Source organism: Nocardioides lentus, from assembly GCF_039529515.1.
Lineage (GTDB): Bacteria > Actinomycetota > Actinomycetes > Propionibacteriales > Nocardioidaceae > Nocardioides > Nocardioides lentus.
Genome location: NZ_BAAAMY010000002.1, coordinates 188,055 through 203,462, shown reverse-complemented (window position 1 = coordinate 203,462; position 15,408 = coordinate 188,055). Strand labels below are relative to the sequence as shown.

At 74.1% G+C, this 15,408-nt stretch carries 13 protein-coding genes; 10 read left to right on the top strand and 3 right to left on the bottom strand.

Annotation, left to right across the window (positions count from 1 at the left end; translation table 11 throughout):
• Positions 1-23 precede the first annotated feature (23 nt).
• The gene (locus ABD158_RS04550) at positions 24-788 is read right to left on the bottom strand and encodes a hypothetical protein (RefSeq protein ID WP_344004342.1); all 765 of its coding nucleotides are present in this window, start codon (positions 786-788) and stop codon (positions 24-26) included.
• An 88-nt stretch (positions 789-876) separates the two neighbouring features.
• On the opposite strand from ABD158_RS04550, the gene ABD158_RS04545 reads away from it, so the two are divergent.
• From ABD158_RS04545 to ABD158_RS04530, 4 genes are all read left to right on the top strand, one after another.
• Positions 877-1,671, top strand: coding sequence for an ABC transporter ATP-binding protein (locus ABD158_RS04545; RefSeq protein ID WP_344004339.1), 795 nt, complete (start codon positions 877-879; stop codon positions 1,669-1,671).
• A gap of 9 nt (positions 1,672-1,680) precedes the next feature.
• A complete protein-coding gene (locus ABD158_RS04540; protein ID WP_344004336.1) occupies positions 1,681-2,142 on the top strand; it encodes an NfeD family protein in 462 nt (153 codons plus the stop codon).
• Between the two features lie 91 nt (positions 2,143-2,233).
• Entirely contained in the window at positions 2,234-3,361 is a 1,128-nt protein-coding gene (locus tag ABD158_RS04535) for an SPFH domain-containing protein (protein WP_344004333.1), read from the top strand.
• On the top strand, positions 3,358-4,140 hold the full coding sequence (locus ABD158_RS04530; protein WP_344004330.1) for a sulfite exporter TauE/SafE family protein: 783 nt from the start codon (positions 3,358-3,360) through the stop codon (positions 4,138-4,140). The genes ABD158_RS04535 and ABD158_RS04530 overlap by 4 nt, the downstream gene beginning before the upstream one ends.
• Here ABD158_RS04530 and ABD158_RS04525 read toward each other — a convergent pair.
• Positions 4,137-5,108 (bottom strand): alpha/beta hydrolase, encoded by a 972-nt coding sequence (locus tag ABD158_RS04525; RefSeq protein WP_344004329.1) that lies wholly within the window; start codon positions 5,106-5,108, stop codon positions 4,137-4,139. The two genes, ABD158_RS04530 and ABD158_RS04525, sit on opposite strands and share 4 nt — an antisense overlap.
• 38 nt (positions 5,109-5,146) lie before the next feature.
• Positions 5,147-5,920, bottom strand: a complete 774-nt coding sequence (locus tag ABD158_RS04520) for an IclR family transcriptional regulator (protein ID WP_344004326.1) — start codon at positions 5,918-5,920, stop codon at positions 5,147-5,149.
• 107 nt (positions 5,921-6,027) lie between these two features.
• On the opposite strand from ABD158_RS04520, the gene ABD158_RS04515 reads away from it, so the two are divergent.
• The 6 genes from ABD158_RS04515 to ABD158_RS04490 are packed head-to-tail and all read left to right on the top strand — an operon-like array spanning position 6,028 to position 14,588.
• Positions 6,028-8,205: a malate synthase G gene (locus ABD158_RS04515; RefSeq protein WP_344004322.1), complete on the top strand. Its 2,178-nt coding sequence runs from the start codon at positions 6,028-6,030 to the stop codon at positions 8,203-8,205.
• The gene (locus ABD158_RS04510) at positions 8,202-8,633 is read left to right on the top strand and encodes a GlcG/HbpS family heme-binding protein (RefSeq protein WP_344004320.1); all 432 of its coding nucleotides are present in this window, start codon (positions 8,202-8,204) and stop codon (positions 8,631-8,633) included. Before ABD158_RS04515 ends, ABD158_RS04510 begins: the two co-directional genes overlap by 4 nt.
• A 28-nt stretch (positions 8,634-8,661) precedes the next feature.
• A complete protein-coding gene (locus tag ABD158_RS04505) occupies positions 8,662-10,128 on the top strand; it encodes an FAD-linked oxidase C-terminal domain-containing protein (RefSeq protein ID WP_344004317.1) in 1,467 nt (488 codons plus the stop codon).
• Positions 10,128-11,411: an FAD-binding oxidoreductase gene (locus ABD158_RS04500; RefSeq protein WP_344004314.1), complete on the top strand. Its 1,284-nt coding sequence runs from the start codon at positions 10,128-10,130 to the stop codon at positions 11,409-11,411. The genes ABD158_RS04505 and ABD158_RS04500 overlap by 1 nt, the downstream gene beginning before the upstream one ends.
• On the top strand, positions 11,411-12,841 hold the full coding sequence (glcF, locus tag ABD158_RS04495) for a glycolate oxidase subunit GlcF (protein ID WP_344004311.1): 1,431 nt from the start codon (positions 11,411-11,413) through the stop codon (positions 12,839-12,841). The genes ABD158_RS04500 and glcF overlap by 1 nt, the downstream gene beginning before the upstream one ends.
• Positions 12,842-12,875: 34 nt before the next feature.
• Complete coding sequence (locus tag ABD158_RS04490) at positions 12,876-14,588, top strand: L-lactate permease (RefSeq protein ID WP_344004308.1); 1,713 nt, start codon at positions 12,876-12,878, stop codon at positions 14,586-14,588.
• Positions 14,589-15,408 lie beyond the last annotated feature (820 nt).

Below are 15,408 nucleotides of genomic sequence, written 5' to 3'. Positions count from 1 at the left end.
ACCGTGAGGCTATCGACCACGGGTCACGCCGGCGGCCACACCTCGGGGGAGCAGGCCGCGACCAGCGCGCGGCGCCCGGCGCGGGCCAGCGGCTCCAGCGCGTCGCGGCGGGCGACGGCCTCGGCGACGCTCAGGGCGCCGCCGTCGTCGACGAGGGCCAGGTCGACGATACCCAGCACCTGCAGGGCGCGGGCGGCGAGCTCGGTGCACCGGGTGGGCGTGCCGGGCGGGGCGACGAGGTCCCGCGAGCGGCGGCGCAGGTCCATGAGCTCGTCCGCGACCTCGGGACGCCAGCGGGCCACGTCGAGGTCGGCCAGCGCGCCCGCGCCGGTGCCGAGCGCCGCGCGGAGGTCGCGGTCGGCCTGGCCGAGGTCCACCAGCTGGCGCCGCCGGGCGCGCAGCGCCCGCCACAGCACGCCGTGGCCGGTGCGGTCGGGCACCAGGCCCCAGCCGTCCTGGCCGGGCAGCAACGGGCCGAGCACGACGGCCTCGCCGACCTCGAGCGCGGCGACGTTGAACGGTCCCGGGCCGCCGAGACCCACGGGGTCGCCGTCGACGGGGAGGGCGAGGCCCGCCTCCTCGGCGCCGGCCGAGCGCAGCGCCCCCACGGCCAGGGCCCACCCCACGCCGTCCCCGGAGGGGTCGGCGCCGGCCGGGAGGCCGACGACCCGGTGGGGGGCGTCGTCGCCGGTGATGCCCGCCAGCGCGTCGTCGGGGCTGACCGAGCCGCGCAGCCAGGCGGTGAGCCACCACGCGAGACCGGCGGCGTCGGGGAGTCCTGCGTCCACCGCGGCAGGCTAGGTGATCCGCCGGCGCCCGGCGGTGCCCGGGCCGGTGGTGCACGGACCGGCGGCGCGGGCTGGGTAGGGTGCGGCCATGCCTGCGGTCCTAGAGCTCGCCGACGTCGTCGTGCGGCGGGGGCAGGCCACCCTGCTCGACGGCGTCACCTGGGTCGTCAAGGACGGGGAGCGCTGGGTGATCCTCGGGCCCAACGGCGCCGGCAAGACGACCCTGATGCAGGTCGCGGCCGCCCAGGTCCACCCCACCTCGGGTGCCGTCGGCGTGCTGGGCGAGCTGATCGGCCGTGTCGACGTCTTCGAGCTGCGCCCCCGCATCGGCCTCACCAGCGCCGCGCTCGCGGAGCGGATCCCGCGCGGCGAGACCGTCCGCGACCTGGTCCTGTCCGCGTCGTACGCCGTGGTGGGGCGCTGGCGCGAGTCCTACGACGACCTCGACCACTCGCGTGCCGACGACCTGTTGCGCGAGGTCGGGGTGGCCCACCTCGCCGAGCGCACCTTCGGCACCCTCTCGGAGGGCGAGCGCAAGCGGGTCCTGGTGGCCCGGGCCCTGATGACCGACCCCGAGCTGCTGCTGCTCGACGAGCCCGCCGCCGGCCTCGACCTCGGCGGGCGCGAGGACCTGGTCTCGACGCTCTCGACGCTGGCCTACGACCCCGACTCGCCCGCGACGATCCTGGTCTCGCACCACGTCGAGGAGATCCCGCCGGGCTTCACCCACGCGCTGCTGCTGCGCCAGGGCAAGGTCGTCGAGGCCGGGGAGATCGAGGACGTGCTCACCCCGGAGTCGCTCTCGGCGACCTTCGGGATGCCCCTGGCGCTGAGCCACGAGGACGGCCGCTGGGCCGCCCGCCGCCGCACCCGCCAGCGCTAGGCTCGGGCGATGGAGTGGTTCAGCGAGCACGCGTGGCAGGTCTGGCTCGGTGCCGGCGTGCTGCTCGCGGCCGCCGAGACGCTCGGGTTCGACCTGATCCTGCTGATGCTCGCCGCCGGCGCGGTCGCCGGGATGGCCGTCGCGCTCGTCGGCGCCCCCGCGGCGCTGCAGGTGCTGGCCTTCGCCGGGGTCTCGGTCGCGATGCTCGCCCTGGTGAGGCCCTCGGTCGTGAAGCGGCTGCACTCCGGCCCCGACCTGCAGCACGGCCACACCAAGCTCGTCGGCCAGCGGGCTCTCGTCACCGAGGACGTGTCGGCGCTGAGCCACGGCCGGGTCCGGCTCGACGGCGAGGTGTGGAGCGCCGCGCCGTACGACGAGCACCTCACCATCACGGCCGGCGAGACCGTCGAGGTGTTCGAGATCCGCGGCGCCACGGCGTACGTGCACCCCGTGCCGCGCCTCGAGGGCTGACCCACCGGGTCGCGGCCCCGCCCGCCCCTCCCACCCGGGACCCGGGTGGCCCACGGGTAGCCTTGGCCGACGCCGACCCGAGGGGGAACTCGTGGGCATCACCGTCCTCGTCCTGCTGGTGCTGATCGCGTTGTTCGCGGTCGCCGTGCTGGCCAAGACCGTCAAGATCGTGCCGCAGGCACGCGCCGGCATCGTGGAGCGCTTCGGCAAGTACAAGTCCACGCTGCCCGCCGGGCTGAACCTGATCGTCCCGTTCATCGACAAGACCCGCTACCTGATCGACCTGCGGGAGCGGGTCGTGTCGTTCCCGCCGCAGCCGGTGATCACCGAGGACAACCTGACCGTCTCGATCGACACGGTCATCTACTTCCGGGTCACCGACCCGGTCGCGGCGACGTACGAGATCGGCGACTACATCCAGGCCGTCGAGCAGCTGACGATGACGACGCTGCGCAACATCGTCGGCGGCATGACGCTCGAGGACACCCTGACCAGCCGCGACTCCATCAACGGCGGGCTGCGCGGGGTGCTCGACGAGGCCACGGGCAAGTGGGGCATCCGGGTCGGGCGCGTCGAGATCAAGGGCATCGACCCGCCGCCCTCGATCAAGGACTCGATGGAGAAGCAGATGCGCGCCGACCGCGACAAGCGGGCCGCCATCCTCACCGCCGAGGGCCAGCGCCAGTCGGCGATCCTCTCCGCCGAGGGCAACAAGCAGGCCGCCATCCTCTCCGCGGAGGGCGACCGGGAGTCGGCCATCCTGCGGGCCCAGGCCGACCGCGAGTCGTCGATCCTGCGGGCGCAGGGAGAGGGCCAGGCCATCCAGACCGTCTTCCAGGCGATCCACGACGGCCGCCCCGACCAGTCGCTGCTGGCCTACCAGTACCTGCAGATGATGCCCAAGATCGCCGAGGGCGACGCCAACAAGGTGTGGATCGTCCCGAGCGAGATCACCAAGGCCCTCGAGGGTCTCGGCTCGACGTTCGGCGGCTCGGCGGCCGGCATCCCTGCCGAGGTCGACGGGCCCCGCGTGCGGGTCCCCACCGGCGACGACGCCCTCTCCGCGACCGAGTCGCACTCCGACGCCAGCCTCTCCGAGGCCCGGGCCGACGTGCGGGCCGCGATCGCCGAGGCCGAGAGCGCCGCCAACCCCGGCTCGTCGCGCCCGGCGACGGACGGCCCCGGCGACACCGAGACCGGGGCGCCCGGCAGCGCGTGAGCCCCGTCGAGATCGCCGCGATCGTCCTCGCGGGCCTCGCGGCGGGCCTGATCAACACCGTCGTCGGGTCCGGCACCCTGATCACCTTCCCGACCCTGGTTGCGTTCGGGGTGCCGCCGGTCACCGCCAACGTCTCCAACTCGATCGGCCTGGTGCCCGGGTCGATCTCGGGGGCCATCGGCTACCGCCGCGAGCTGAAGGGCCAGCGCGGTCGCGTGCTGCGCCTCGGCGCCGCGTCGTTCCTCGGCGCCATCGCCGGCGCGGCGCTGCTGCTGTCGCTGCCCGAGGACGCGTTCTCGGCGATCGTGCCGGTGCTGGTCCTGCTGGGCGTCGGGCTCGTGGTGGTCCAGCCCTGGGTGTCGCGCTGGGTCGCGCGGCGCCACGCCTCCGCCGGTGGTCTGCCCGAGAACGGCGCCTGGTGGGTCTGGCCCTCGGTGGGGCTGACCGGCGTGTACGGCGGCTACTTCGGCGCCGCGCAGGGCGTCCTGCTGATGGCCGTGATGGGGATCGGCATCGAGGAGGACCTCCAGCGCCTCAACGGTGTGAAGAACGTGCTGGCGGCGATCGTCAACGGCGTCTCCGGCGTCGTCTTCGTCGCGGTGCACTTCCTCGTCGAGCCCTACATCGACTGGACGATCGTGCTGCTCGTCGGCGTCGGCGCGGTGGTCGGGGCCCAGCTGGGCGCGACCGTCGGACGGCGCCTGCCGGCGGTCGCCCTGCGTGCGGTGATCGTCGTCGTCGGCCTGGCCGCCGTCGTGTCGTTCCTCGTCAGCAGCTAGGGCGCCGGGGTCTCGGCGAACGCCGCGAGCCAGCGGTCCAGCTCGGCGTACACCCGTCCCAGGGCGGGCTCGCGCGAGAGCACGACGTCGTGGACGGCGCCCTCGACGGCCACGACCTCGACGCGCCGGCCGAGGCGCGGCGCCCACCGCCACATCTGCTCCACGTCGAGGACGACGTCGCTCGTCGCGAGGTCGTCGTCCGACAGCGGGGGGACGGTGCTGCGGTCCGAGGTCAGCACGAGCACCGGGCACGGCAGGTCGATGCCGCGGTGCAGCTCGGCGTGGGCCCGTCGTACGGCGCGCAGCCAGCCGAAGCGGACCGGGAAGGAGTCGATCGGCTTCCACGCGAGGTCGTAGTCGTGGCTCCCGCCGAACTCGACGTGCAGGCTGCGGCCGTAGCCGCCGTCGATGGTGCGGGGCACGACGACCGCCGGCCGTACGCCGCCGACGAGGTCGATGGCGCGGGTGCCGACGGTGCGCAGCCACCAGGGCCCGGCCAGGTCGAGCCAGGGGGAGTTCAGGACCATCCCGGCCAGCACGCCGCGCAGCGCCTCGGACCGGTCGTGGGCCCACAGGGCCACCACGGGCGCCCCGGTGCTGTGCGCGGACACCACCACGTGGTCGTGGCCGTCACGCTCCGTCACGCGCGACCACGCGGCGTCGAGCTCCTCGCCGTAGGTGCGGAGGTCGTCGACGTCGGTGGGCGTCTGGTGGGGCCGCAGGGACCGGCCGTACTTGCGCAGGTCGAGGGCGTAGACGTCCCAGCCGCGCTCGCTCAGCCAGGTCGCGAAGGCGTCCTGGAAGAAGTAGTCCGCGAAGCCGTGCACGTGCAGCACGGCCCCCCGGGCGGGGCCGACGGCGGGTCGGTGGACCAGCGTGGCGACCACCTCGCCCTCCGCGTCGGGGGCGAGCCCGATCGTCTCCGCCGTGTACGGCGGTCCCAGCACGTCGGTGACCGGATCCGGCATGGCGCCGATGATCGCACCCCGGGTCCGGGAGCCCGCGCTCAGGCGAGGTCGCCGGCCATGTCCTGCGCGGTCCGGGTCAGCAGGGGCACCGCCCGCGCGACCAGCTCGTCGGTCATCCGCGGGGCGGGCCCGGACACCGACAGGCCGACCCGGGGGGTCGACTCGTCGGTCGTCGGCACGGCCACCGCGACGCAGCGCACGCCGATCTCCTGCTCCTCCTCGTCCATCGCGTAGCCCTGGGCACGGACCTCGTCGAGCAGGTCGCACAGCACGTCGACGTCGGTGACCGTGCGCGGCGTGCGCGGGGCCAGGCCGGTCCGGGTCAGGATCGCCCGCGCCCGCTCCCGCGGCATCCGCGCGAGCATCGCCTTGCCGACCGCGGTGCAGTGGGGATCCACGCGGCGGCCGACCTCGGTGAACATCCGCATCGCGTGGCGGCCGGGCACCTGCGCGACGTAGGCGACCCGGTCGCCGTCGAGGACCGCGAGGTTGGCGGTCTCGCCCAGCTCGTCGACCAGGCGCGCCAGCGCCCGCTCGGCGCCGGCGCCGACCACCGAGCCGGCGGTCGCGCCCAGGGGCACGAGGCGGAAGCCGAGGGCGTAGCGGCGGTCGGGCAGCTGTCGCACGTAGCCGCGGGCACGCAGCGTGGCCAGGAGCCGGTGCGTGGTCGGCAGCGCGATGCCGGTGGCCTCCGCGAGGTCGGCGATGGGCAGCGCCCCGCCGCGCGAGGCGAGCATCTCGATGAGGTCGAGCGAACGGTGCAGCGACTGCACGCCGCCGCGGCCCTGCGGTCTCGGTGTGACGGTTGACATGCCCGCGCGCGCCTCCGTAGTTTTCCGTTGACAGGAAGAACATTTCCACAATGCGGAATCGTCGGCAAGGGCTTCGTGGCCCTCCGGCGACGAGGACAGGGAGTCACATGGCGGGCCAGCACGTCCGGGCGGGCGGCCTTCAGGTCGCAGGAAAGCTCCACCGGTTCGTCGAGGAGGAGGCCCTGCCGGGGTCGGGCATCGACCCGCAGGCCTTCTGGGACGGGCTGACGGCGCTGGTCGCCGACCTCGCTCCGCGGCACCGCGAGCTCCTCGCGCGCCGCGACGAGATCCAGGCCGCGCTCGACGACTGGCACCGCGCGCACCCGGGCACGCCGGACCGCGACGCCTACACCGCGTTCCTGCGCGAGCTCGGCTACCTGCTCGACGAGCCCGACGAGGTCGCGGTCACCACCGAGGGCGTCGACCCCGAGGTGGCCCGGATCCCCGGCCCGCAGCTCGTCGTGCCGCTGCTCAACGCCCGCTTCGCCACCAACGCGGTCAACGCCCGCTGGGGCTCGCTGTACGACGCGCTCTACGGCTCCGACGTGGTCCCCACCGACGGCGAGCTCGCCCCGGGCGAGGGCTACAGCCGGGCGCGCGGCGACGAGGTCATCCGCCGCGGGCGCGAGCTGCTCGACGCGCACTGGCCGCTGGCCGGCGCGTCCCACGCCGACGTCACGGCGTACGCCGTGGACGGCGAGGGCCTCGCCGCGACCGTCGACGGCGAGCCGCGACGCCTCGCGGAGCCGCAGCAGCTCGTCGGCTACTCCGGCGACGCCGCCGCACCCACCGCCGTCGTGCTGGTGCACCACGGCCTGCACGTCGAGATCCAGGTCGACGCCGAGGACCGGATCGGCAGCACCGACCGGGCCGGGGTCAAGGACCTGCTGCTGGAGTCCGCCGTCTCCACGATCATGGACCTCGAGGACTCGGTCGCGGCCGTCGACGCCGCGGACAAGGTGCTCGGCTACCGCAACTGGATGCGGCTGATGGACGGCACCCTCGCCGAGGAGGTCACCAAGAACGGGACGACCTTCACCCGGGCGATGAACGACGACCGCGTCTACACCGCGCCCGACGGCTCCGGCGAGGTCACCCTCCACGGCCGCTCGCTGCTGTTCATCCGCCAGGTGGGCCACCTCATGACCACCGACGCCGTGCTCGACCCCGACGGCGCGCCCGTGCCGGAGGGCCTGCTCGACGCCGTCATGACCGGCCTGGGCAGTCTCAAGGACGTGCAGGGCCGCACCGAGCGCCCCAACTCGCGGACCGGCGCCGCCTACGTGGTGAAGCCGAAGATGCACGGCCCCGACGAGGTCCAGCTCGCCGTCGACCTCTTCGCCCGCGTCGAGGAGCTCCTCGGCATGGCGCCGCTGACGATCAAGATGGGGATCATGGACGAGGAGCGCCGCACCTCGCTCAACCTCAAGGCCTGCATCGAGCGGGCCCGCGAGCGGGTGGTGTTCATCAACACCGGCTTCCTCGACCGCACCGGCGACGACATCCACACCTCGATGCACGCCGGCCCCGTCGTCCGCAAGGCCGACATGAAGCAGACCGACTGGATCGCGGCCTACGAGGACCTCAACGTCGACGTCGGTCTCGAGTGCGGCCTGCTCGGGCGCGCGCAGATCGGCAAGGGCATGTGGGCCGCGCCCGACAGCCTCGCCGCGATGTACGAGGCCAAGATCGGCCACCCGCGGGCCGGCGCGACCTGCGCGTGGGTGCCGTCGCCGACGGCCGCGACCGTGCACGCGCTGCACTACCACCAGGTCGACGTGAAGGCCCGGCAGGAGGAGCTCGCCGCCGGCGGGCGCCGGGTGCCCCGCGAGCAGCTGCTCGTGCTCCCGCTCGGCGACGCCGGCGACTGGTCCGGGGAGGACCGCACGGCGGAGATCGAGAACAACCTGCAGAGCCTGCTCGGCTACGTCGTGCGCTGGGTCGACGCGGGGGTGGGCTGCTCGAAGGTGCCCGACCTCTCCGGCGAGCCGCTGATGGAGGACCGTGCGACCTGCCGGATCTCCGCCCAGCACGTGGCCAACTGGCTGCACCACGGCGTCGTGACCCGTGACCAGGTCGAGGCGACGCTGCGCAAGATGGCTGCGGTCGTCGACTCCCAGAACGCCGACGACCCGGGCTACACCCCGATGGCGCCCGGCTTCGACGGCCCGGCGTTCGCCGCGGCCCAGGCGCTGGTCCTCGACGGACTCGCGCAGCCCAGCGGCTACACCGAGCCCATCCTGCACCGCCAGCGTGCCCTCGCGAAGACCCAGGAGTCCGCATGAGCCAGCTCGACCTCGAGACCGCCCGCACCCTCGTCGCCGCCGCCCGCGCGCACGGCCGCGAGCAGGGCTTCAAGCCCCTGACCGTCGTCGTCCTCGACCCCGGTGGTCACGTCGTGGCCGTGGAGCGCGAGGACGGCGCGTCCATCGGTCGCTTCGCGATCGGCCACGGCAAGGCCCACGGCGCCCTCGCCCTCGGGATGGGCTCGCGCTCGATCATGGGCCGCGCCGAGCAGCAGGCGTACTTCGTCGCGGCCGTGACCCACGCCGTCGGCGGGGCGCTCGTGCCCGTGCCGGGCGGTGTGCTGGTGCGCGACGCCCACGGGGCCCTCCTCGGCGCCGTCGGCGTCACGGGCGACACCTCCGACAACGACGAGGCCGCCGCCGTCGCCGGCATCGAGGCCGCCGGCCTGGTCGCCCAGGTCGACTGAGACCGCCCACACCAACGGGGAGGCCCGCATGGGTCAGCAGGAGATCGACGCAGTCACCGCCGTCGCCCGGCGCCGGATCCCGGCCGAGGGCGTCATCGACGACCGCACCCGGCTGCGCACCTACGAGTGCGACGGGCTGGCCCACTACCGGGTCACCCCGGCGCTGGTGGTCGTCCCGGAGGACGCCGAGCAGCTCGGCGCGGTCGTCGCGGCCTGCGCCGAGCACGGCGTGCCCTACGTCGCGCGCGGCTCGGGCACCGGCCTGTCCGGCGGGGCGCTGCCCCACGCGGAGGGCGTGCTGGTGGTGACCTCCCGGATGCGGGAGATCCGCGAGGTGCGCCGGGCCGACCAGCGGGCCGTCGTCGAGCCGGGCGTGATCAACCTCGACGTCACCCGGGCCGCGACCCCCGAGGGCTACTACTACGCGCCGGACCCCTCGAGCCAGCAGATCTGCTCGATCGGCGGCAACGTCGCGGAGAACTCCGGCGGGGCGCACTGCCTGAAGTACGGCTTCACCGCCAACCACGTCGCGGCCGCGGACTTCGTCGCCCCGGACGGCGAGACCGTCCGGCTCGGCAGCACCGCGCCCGACACCCCGGGCTACGACCTTCTCGGAGCCGTCATCGGCTCGGAGGGCACGCTCGGCATCGTCACCACCGTCGAGGTCAAGCTGACCCGGCTGCCCGAGGACGTCCGCACGCTCCTGGTGGGCTTCGGGAGCACCGACCAGGCCGGTGCGGCGACGTCCGCGATCATCGCCGCCGGCATCGTGCCCGCCGCCATCGAGATGATGGACGCGCTCGCCATCGAGGCCGCCGAGGCCGCGACGGCCTGCGGCTACCCCGACGGCGCCGGCGCCGTGCTGGTCATCGAGCTCGACGGCTCGGCCGCCGACGTGGGTGCCGAGTTCGACGACGTCGAGGCGATGTGCCGCGAGGCCGGCGCCTTCGAGATCCGGGTCGCGACCGACCCGACCGAGCGGGCGCTGATCTGGCGTGGCCGCAAGTCCGCCTTCGCCGCCGTGGGCCGCATCAGCCCCGACTACATCGTCCAGGACGGCGTGATCCCACGCACCGCGCTGCCCGAGGTGCTCACCGCGATCGACGAGCTGTCGCGGTCCTCGGGGGTCCGGGTGGCCAACGTCTTCCACGCCGGGGACGGCAACCTGCACCCGCTGGTCCTCTTCGACGACTCCGTGGAGGGCGCGGGCGAGGCGGCGGAGGAGGTCTCCGGCGCGATCCTCGACCTGTGCATCTCCCACGGCGGCTCGATCACCGGGGAGCACGGCGTGGGCATGGACAAGGCCAAGTACATGCCGCGGATGTACACCGACGCCGACCTCGACACCATGCAGCTCGTGCGCTGCGCCTTCGACCCCGCCGGCATCTCCAACCCCGGCAAGCTGTTCCCGACCCCGCGGCTGTGCGGCGAGGTCCCCGGACGTCACAAGGGCGCGCACCCGTTGCAGGCGGCGGGCCTGGCGGAGGTGTTCTGATGACCTCCTCGGCACGACCGGAGGCACCCGCCCTCGACGCCGCCGCGCGGGAGGCGCTGGGCTCGGCCTGCGCCGACGTGCGTGACGCGGACCCGGCCGACCACGTCGACGGCGTCGCGCCGCTCGTCGTGGCCCGTCCGGGCGACACCGAGCAGGTCGCGGGGACGATGCGGGCGGCCGCCGCCCACGGCCTGCGCGTCGTCCCGCGCGGTGCCGGCACCAAGTCGACCTGGGGACTGCCCCCGGCCGGCGTCGACGTCCTCCTCGACCTCGGCGGGCTCGACGAGGTCGTCGACCACGCGGCCGGCGACCTGATCGTGCAGGCCCGCGCCGGCACCCCGCTGGCCTGCGTGCAGGAGACGGTGGCGGGGGAGCGGCAGCGTCTCACCGTCGACGAGACCGTGGCCGGCGCGACCATCGGCGGGATGCTGGCCACCAACGCCAGCGGAGCCCGTCGTACGGCGGTCGGCACGGCGCGCGACCTGCTCATCGGGGTCACGATGGTCCGCCACGACGGCGTCGTCGCGAAGGCCGGCGGCCGGGTGGTCAAGAACGTCGCGGGCTACGACCTCGGCAAGCTGCTGATCGGCTCGATGGGCACCCTCGGCGTCGTCGTCGACGCCACCTTCCGGCTCCACCCGCTGCCGGCCGCGTCCCGCTGGGTCACCGCCCGCGCGGCCGACCCGGCCGGGGCCCTCGCCCTCGCGCAGGCCGCGGTCCACAGCCAGGTCGTGCCGGCCGCGGTCGAGGTCGGCTGGGCCGGCGGAGCCGGGGCCGTCTCCGTCCTGCTCGAGGGCCGCGAGTCCGGCGTGCAGGGCCGCGTCGACGAGCTGTCGGCGATCCTCGGCCCCCTCGCCGGCGACGTCGGGGTGTCCGAGGACGCCCCGGCCGGGGGCGCGACGTACCCCTGGGACCCGACGGCCCGCGGCGACGACCGCGCGGTCGCGCTGAAGGTGACCTTCGGCCTCTCCGGTCTCGCCGACGTGCTGGGCGCCCTCGCGGGCACCCCCGCCGAGGTGCGCGGCTCCGCGGGCTCCGGCGTGGTGTACGTCGCCCTGCCGTCCGCGACCGGCGTCGACGAGGTCGCCACGGTGCTGACGCGGCTGCGCCGGGCCAGCGCCGAGCACGGCGGCGCGACGACGGTGGTCGACGCCCCCGCCGCGGTGAAGGACGCCGTCGACGTGTGGGGCCCGGTGCCGGCGATCGCGCTGATGCGCCGGGTCAAGGACCAGTTCGACCCCGAGCGCCGGCTGGCGCCGGGACGCTTCGTGGGAGGCATCTGATGACGCAGGACCCGGCCACGCAACGGCGTGAGGCCACCAACGTCGACGGCATGGCCGGCACCCAGGGGGCCGACCCCCTCGCCGTCGACCCCGCCGACGTGCTCGGCGGCCCCCGGGCCGGCGCCTTCGACGAGAAGAGCCCGCCCGACGCGGCCCTGATCGGCGACTGCGTGCACTGCGGGTTCTGCCTGCCGACCTGCCCGACCTACGTGCTGTGGGGCGAGGAGATGGACAGCCCCCGCGGGCGGATCTACCTGATGAAGGAGGGCCTCGAGGGCGAGCCGATGACCGACGAGATGGTCGGCCACTTCGACGCCTGCCTGGGGTGCATGGCGTGCGTGACCGCCTGCCCGTCGGGCGTCCAGTACGACACCCTCATCGAGCAGACCCGCGCGCAGGTCGAGCGCCACCACGAGCGCAGCGCCTCCGAGAAGGCGCTGCGGGGCCTGATCTTCTCGCTGTTCCCCCACCCGAAGCGGCTGCGGCTGATGCGCGGCCCGCTGAAGGTGATGCAGCGCACCGGCCTCGACCGGGCGGTGCGCCGGACCGGCCTGCTCGAGCGCCTCGCGCCCCAGCTCGCCGCGATGGAGAAGCTGGCGCCGCGCCTGGGCAAGGCGATGCCGCTGCCCGCGCACATCACGGCGATCGGCGAGCGTCGGATGACCGTCGGCATGCTGGTCGGCTGCGTCCAGGGTGCGTTCTTCCCCGGCGTCAACGCCGCCACCGCCCGCGTCCTGCGCGCCGAGGGCTGCGACGTCGTGGTCCCGCAGGACCAGGGCTGCTGCGGGGCGCTGTCGGTGCACGCCGGACGCGAGGACGAGGGCAAGGCCTTCGCGAAGGCCCTCGTGGACGCCTTCGACGACGCCGGCGTCGAGCGGATCGTCGTGAACGCCGCCGGCTGCGGCTCCACCATGAAGGAGTACGCCGAGCTGCTCGCCGACGAGCCGGCGTACGCCGATCGGGCGCGGCGGTTCGCCGAGCTGGTGCGCGACGTCTCCGAGGTGCTGCTCGAGCTCGGTCCGCGCGCCGAGCGGCACCCGCTCGACGTCACGATCGCCTACCACGACGCCTGCCACCTCGCCCACGCCCAGGGCATCCGGAAGCAGCCGCGCGACCTCCTGACCGACATCCCCGGGCTCACGCTCAAGGAGATCCCCGAGGCGGAGATCTGCTGCGGCTCCGCGGGGATCTACAACATCCTGCACCCCGAGCCGGCCCAGGAGCTCGGGGACCGCAAGGCGGCCAACATCGTGAAGACCGGCGCCGAGCTGCTCGTCACCGCCAACCCCGGCTGCCTCATGCAGGTCACCGCGTCCCTGGACCGGCACGCCGAGCAGAACGGCAGCCGCCCCATGGGGATGGCCCACACCATCGAGGTCCTCGACGCGTCGATCCACGGCGCGCCGCTGTCGACCCTGATGGACCGCTGACCCCCGCCCACCCCACCACTTCCTCGGGAGCCCCATGTTCCAGCAGGACCTCGACGCCGTCGGCGGCTCGCTGACCCTCAGCGCGCTCGTCGCCGCCGTACCGCTGATCACGCTGTTCGTCCTGCTGGGCGCGCTGCGGATGAAGGCGTGGCAGGCGGGCCTGATCTCGCTCGCCGTGACCATCGTCCTCGCCGTGCTCGCCTTCTCCATGCCCGTGGGGCAGGCCCTGCTCGCCACGACCCAGGGGGCGGTCTTCGGGTTCTTCCCGATCCTGTGGATCGTCATCAACGCGATCTGGGTCTACAACCTGACCGTCGCGTCGGGCCACTTCGACGTGCTGCGGCGCTCCTTCGAGAAGGTCAGCCCCGACCAGCGGGTGCAGGCGATCATCATCGCGTTCTGCTTCGGCGCGCTGCTCGAGGCGCTGGCCGGCTTCGGCACCCCGGTGGCGATCACCGTGGTGATGCTGATGGCGCTCGGGTTCCAGCCGATCAAGGCCGCGGTGGTCGCGCTGATCGCCAACACCGCCCCGGTCGCCTTCGGCGCCCTCGCCACCCCGATCGTGACCCTCGCGGCCGTGACCTCGGGCGTCAACGACGACTCGCGCCTCACCGTCGAGACCCTCGGCGCGATGGTCGGTCGGCAGACCCCGATCCTGGCCATCTTCGTGCCGCTGATCCTCGTGCTCGTCGTCGACGGCAAGCGCGGCGTCCGCCAGACCTGGCTGCCCGCCATCGTCTGCGGCGTCGCCTTCGCGCTCTCGCAGTACGTCGCCGCGAACTTCATCTCCGTGCCGCTCGCCGACATCATCGCCGCCCTCGGCGGCGCGCTCGCGGTCGTCGCGCTGAGCCGCGTGTGGCAGCCCTCCGAGATCGTCGCGGCCTCGGAGGAGGACATCCGCCAGAACGCGAAGTCGACCTCCGGGTCGACCGCCGGGTCCACCGGGTCCGCCGGCGGCGTCGCCACCGCGCAGGGCGGTCCGGCCACCGACTCGACGGCCGACGTGACCAAGGCCTACGCGCCGTACCTGATCATCATTGCGATCTTCTCGGTCGTGAACATCCCGGCGGTCAAGGAGTTCTTCGCCGCCGAGCCCTGGACCGTCGCCTTCAGCTGGCCGGGCCTCGAGGTGCTGAACCCCGCCGGGGAGGCCGTCTCGACGACGACGTTCACCTTCAACTGGCTGCCCGCCGCGGGCACGCTGATGATCCTCGCCGGCCTGCTGACGATGCTGGTGCTGAAGGTCTCGCCCGCGCAGGGCCTGCGGACCTACGCCGGCACCTACGCCGAGCTGAAGTGGGCCATCCTCACCGTCATGGCGGTGCTGGCGCTGGCCTACGTGCTGAACCTGTCGGGCATGACGGTCTCGCTCGGCGCCTGGCTCGCCCAGACCGGCGCGGCGTTCGCCATCCTCTCGCCGATCCTCGGCTGGATCGGCGTGGCCGTCACCGGGTCCGACACCTCCGCCAACGCCCTCTTCGGCGCCCTGCAGGTCCAGACCGCCGCCCAGGCGGGCCTCGACCCGGTCCTGATGGCGTCGGCCAACACCTCGGGCGGCGTGCTCGGCAAGATGGTCAGCCCCCAGAACCTCGCCATCGCCGCGGCCGCCGTCGGTCTCGCGGGCCGGGAGGGCGACATCTTCCGCAAGGTCATCGGCTGGAGCCTGATCCTGCTGGTCGGCATGTGCATCCTGGTCGGCCTCCAGGCCACCCCGGTCCTCGACTGGATGGTCCCGCAGGCCCCCTGATGCCACGGAGCACGCCCGGCGACGGGTGCTGAGGGGAAGATCGGTGTCACCTGGTGGCACCGATCTTCCACGTCCGGACCCGTGACCGACCCGCGCAGCAGCACCACCCGACGCGCCGGAGGTCGAGGCGCGAGCCGCCCTCGGTGGTCGAGGTGTGAGCCCGCGAGGCACGAGCGGGTGAGCCACGAGACCTGGTGACGTTCAGGGTCTTCGTGGTGCGGTGGCTCGTGGCGCCTCGACCGCCCGTTGGGCGGGTCGGCGTGTGGGTCGTGGGGTCTCGTGGCCCGGCGGCTCCTGCGTCGCCGTCGGGCGCCTCGACCTCCGAAGCCGGGCGCATGGACCTGTCGGAGGTCGAGGTGTGAGCCCGCGAGGTACGAGCGGGTGAGCCACGAGACCTGGTGACGTTCAGGGTCTTCGTGTTGCGGGGGGTCTCGTGGCCCGTCGGCTCCTGCGTCGCCGTCGGGCGCCTCGACCTCCGGAGCCCGGCGCGTCGACCCGTCGGAGGTCGAGGTGTGAACCCGCGAGGTACGAGCGGGTGAGCCACGAGACCCGGTGACGTTCGCGGTCTTCGTGGTGCGGGGGGTCTCGTGGCCCGTCGGCTCCTGCGTCGCCGTCGGGCACCTCGACCTCCGAAGCCGGTTGGGCGCTTGGACCTGTCGGTGGTCGAGGTGTGAGCCCGCGAGGTACGAGCGGGTGAGCCACGAGACCCGGCGACGTTCAGGGTCTTCGTGGGGCGGGGGTCTCGTGGCGCCTCGACCTCCCGTCGGGCGGGTCGGCGTGCGGGTCGTGGGGTCTCGTGGCCCGTCGGCTCCTGCGTCGC

Bases quoted from the DNA above. Each gene is read 5' to 3' on its own strand.
- ABD158_RS04510 (WP_344004320.1), top strand. From the start codon at position 8,202: ATGAGCCAGCTCGACCTCGAGACCGCCCGCACCCTCGTCGCCGCCGCC.
- glcF (WP_344004311.1), top strand. From the start codon at position 11,411: ATGACGCAGGACCCGGCCACGCAACGGCGTGAGGCCACCAACGTCGAC.
- ABD158_RS04515 (WP_344004322.1), top strand. From the start codon at position 6,028: ATGGCGGGCCAGCACGTCCGGGCGGGCGGCCTTCAGGTCGCAGGAAAG.
- ABD158_RS04500 (WP_344004314.1), top strand. From the start codon at position 10,128: ATGACCTCCTCGGCACGACCGGAGGCACCCGCCCTCGACGCCGCCGCG.
- ABD158_RS04545 (WP_344004339.1), top strand. From the start codon at position 877: ATGCCTGCGGTCCTAGAGCTCGCCGACGTCGTCGTGCGGCGGGGGCAG.
- ABD158_RS04540 (WP_344004336.1), top strand. From the start codon at position 1,681: ATGGAGTGGTTCAGCGAGCACGCGTGGCAGGTCTGGCTCGGTGCCGGC.
- ABD158_RS04490 (WP_344004308.1), top strand. From the start codon at position 12,876: ATGTTCCAGCAGGACCTCGACGCCGTCGGCGGCTCGCTGACCCTCAGC.
- ABD158_RS04505 (WP_344004317.1), top strand. From the start codon at position 8,662: ATGGGTCAGCAGGAGATCGACGCAGTCACCGCCGTCGCCCGGCGCCGG.
- ABD158_RS04525 (WP_344004329.1), bottom strand. From the start codon at position 5,108: ATGCCGGATCCGGTCACCGACGTGCTGGGACCGCCGTACACGGCGGAG.
- ABD158_RS04520 (WP_344004326.1), bottom strand. From the start codon at position 5,920: ATGTCAACCGTCACACCGAGACCGCAGGGCCGCGGCGGCGTGCAGTCG.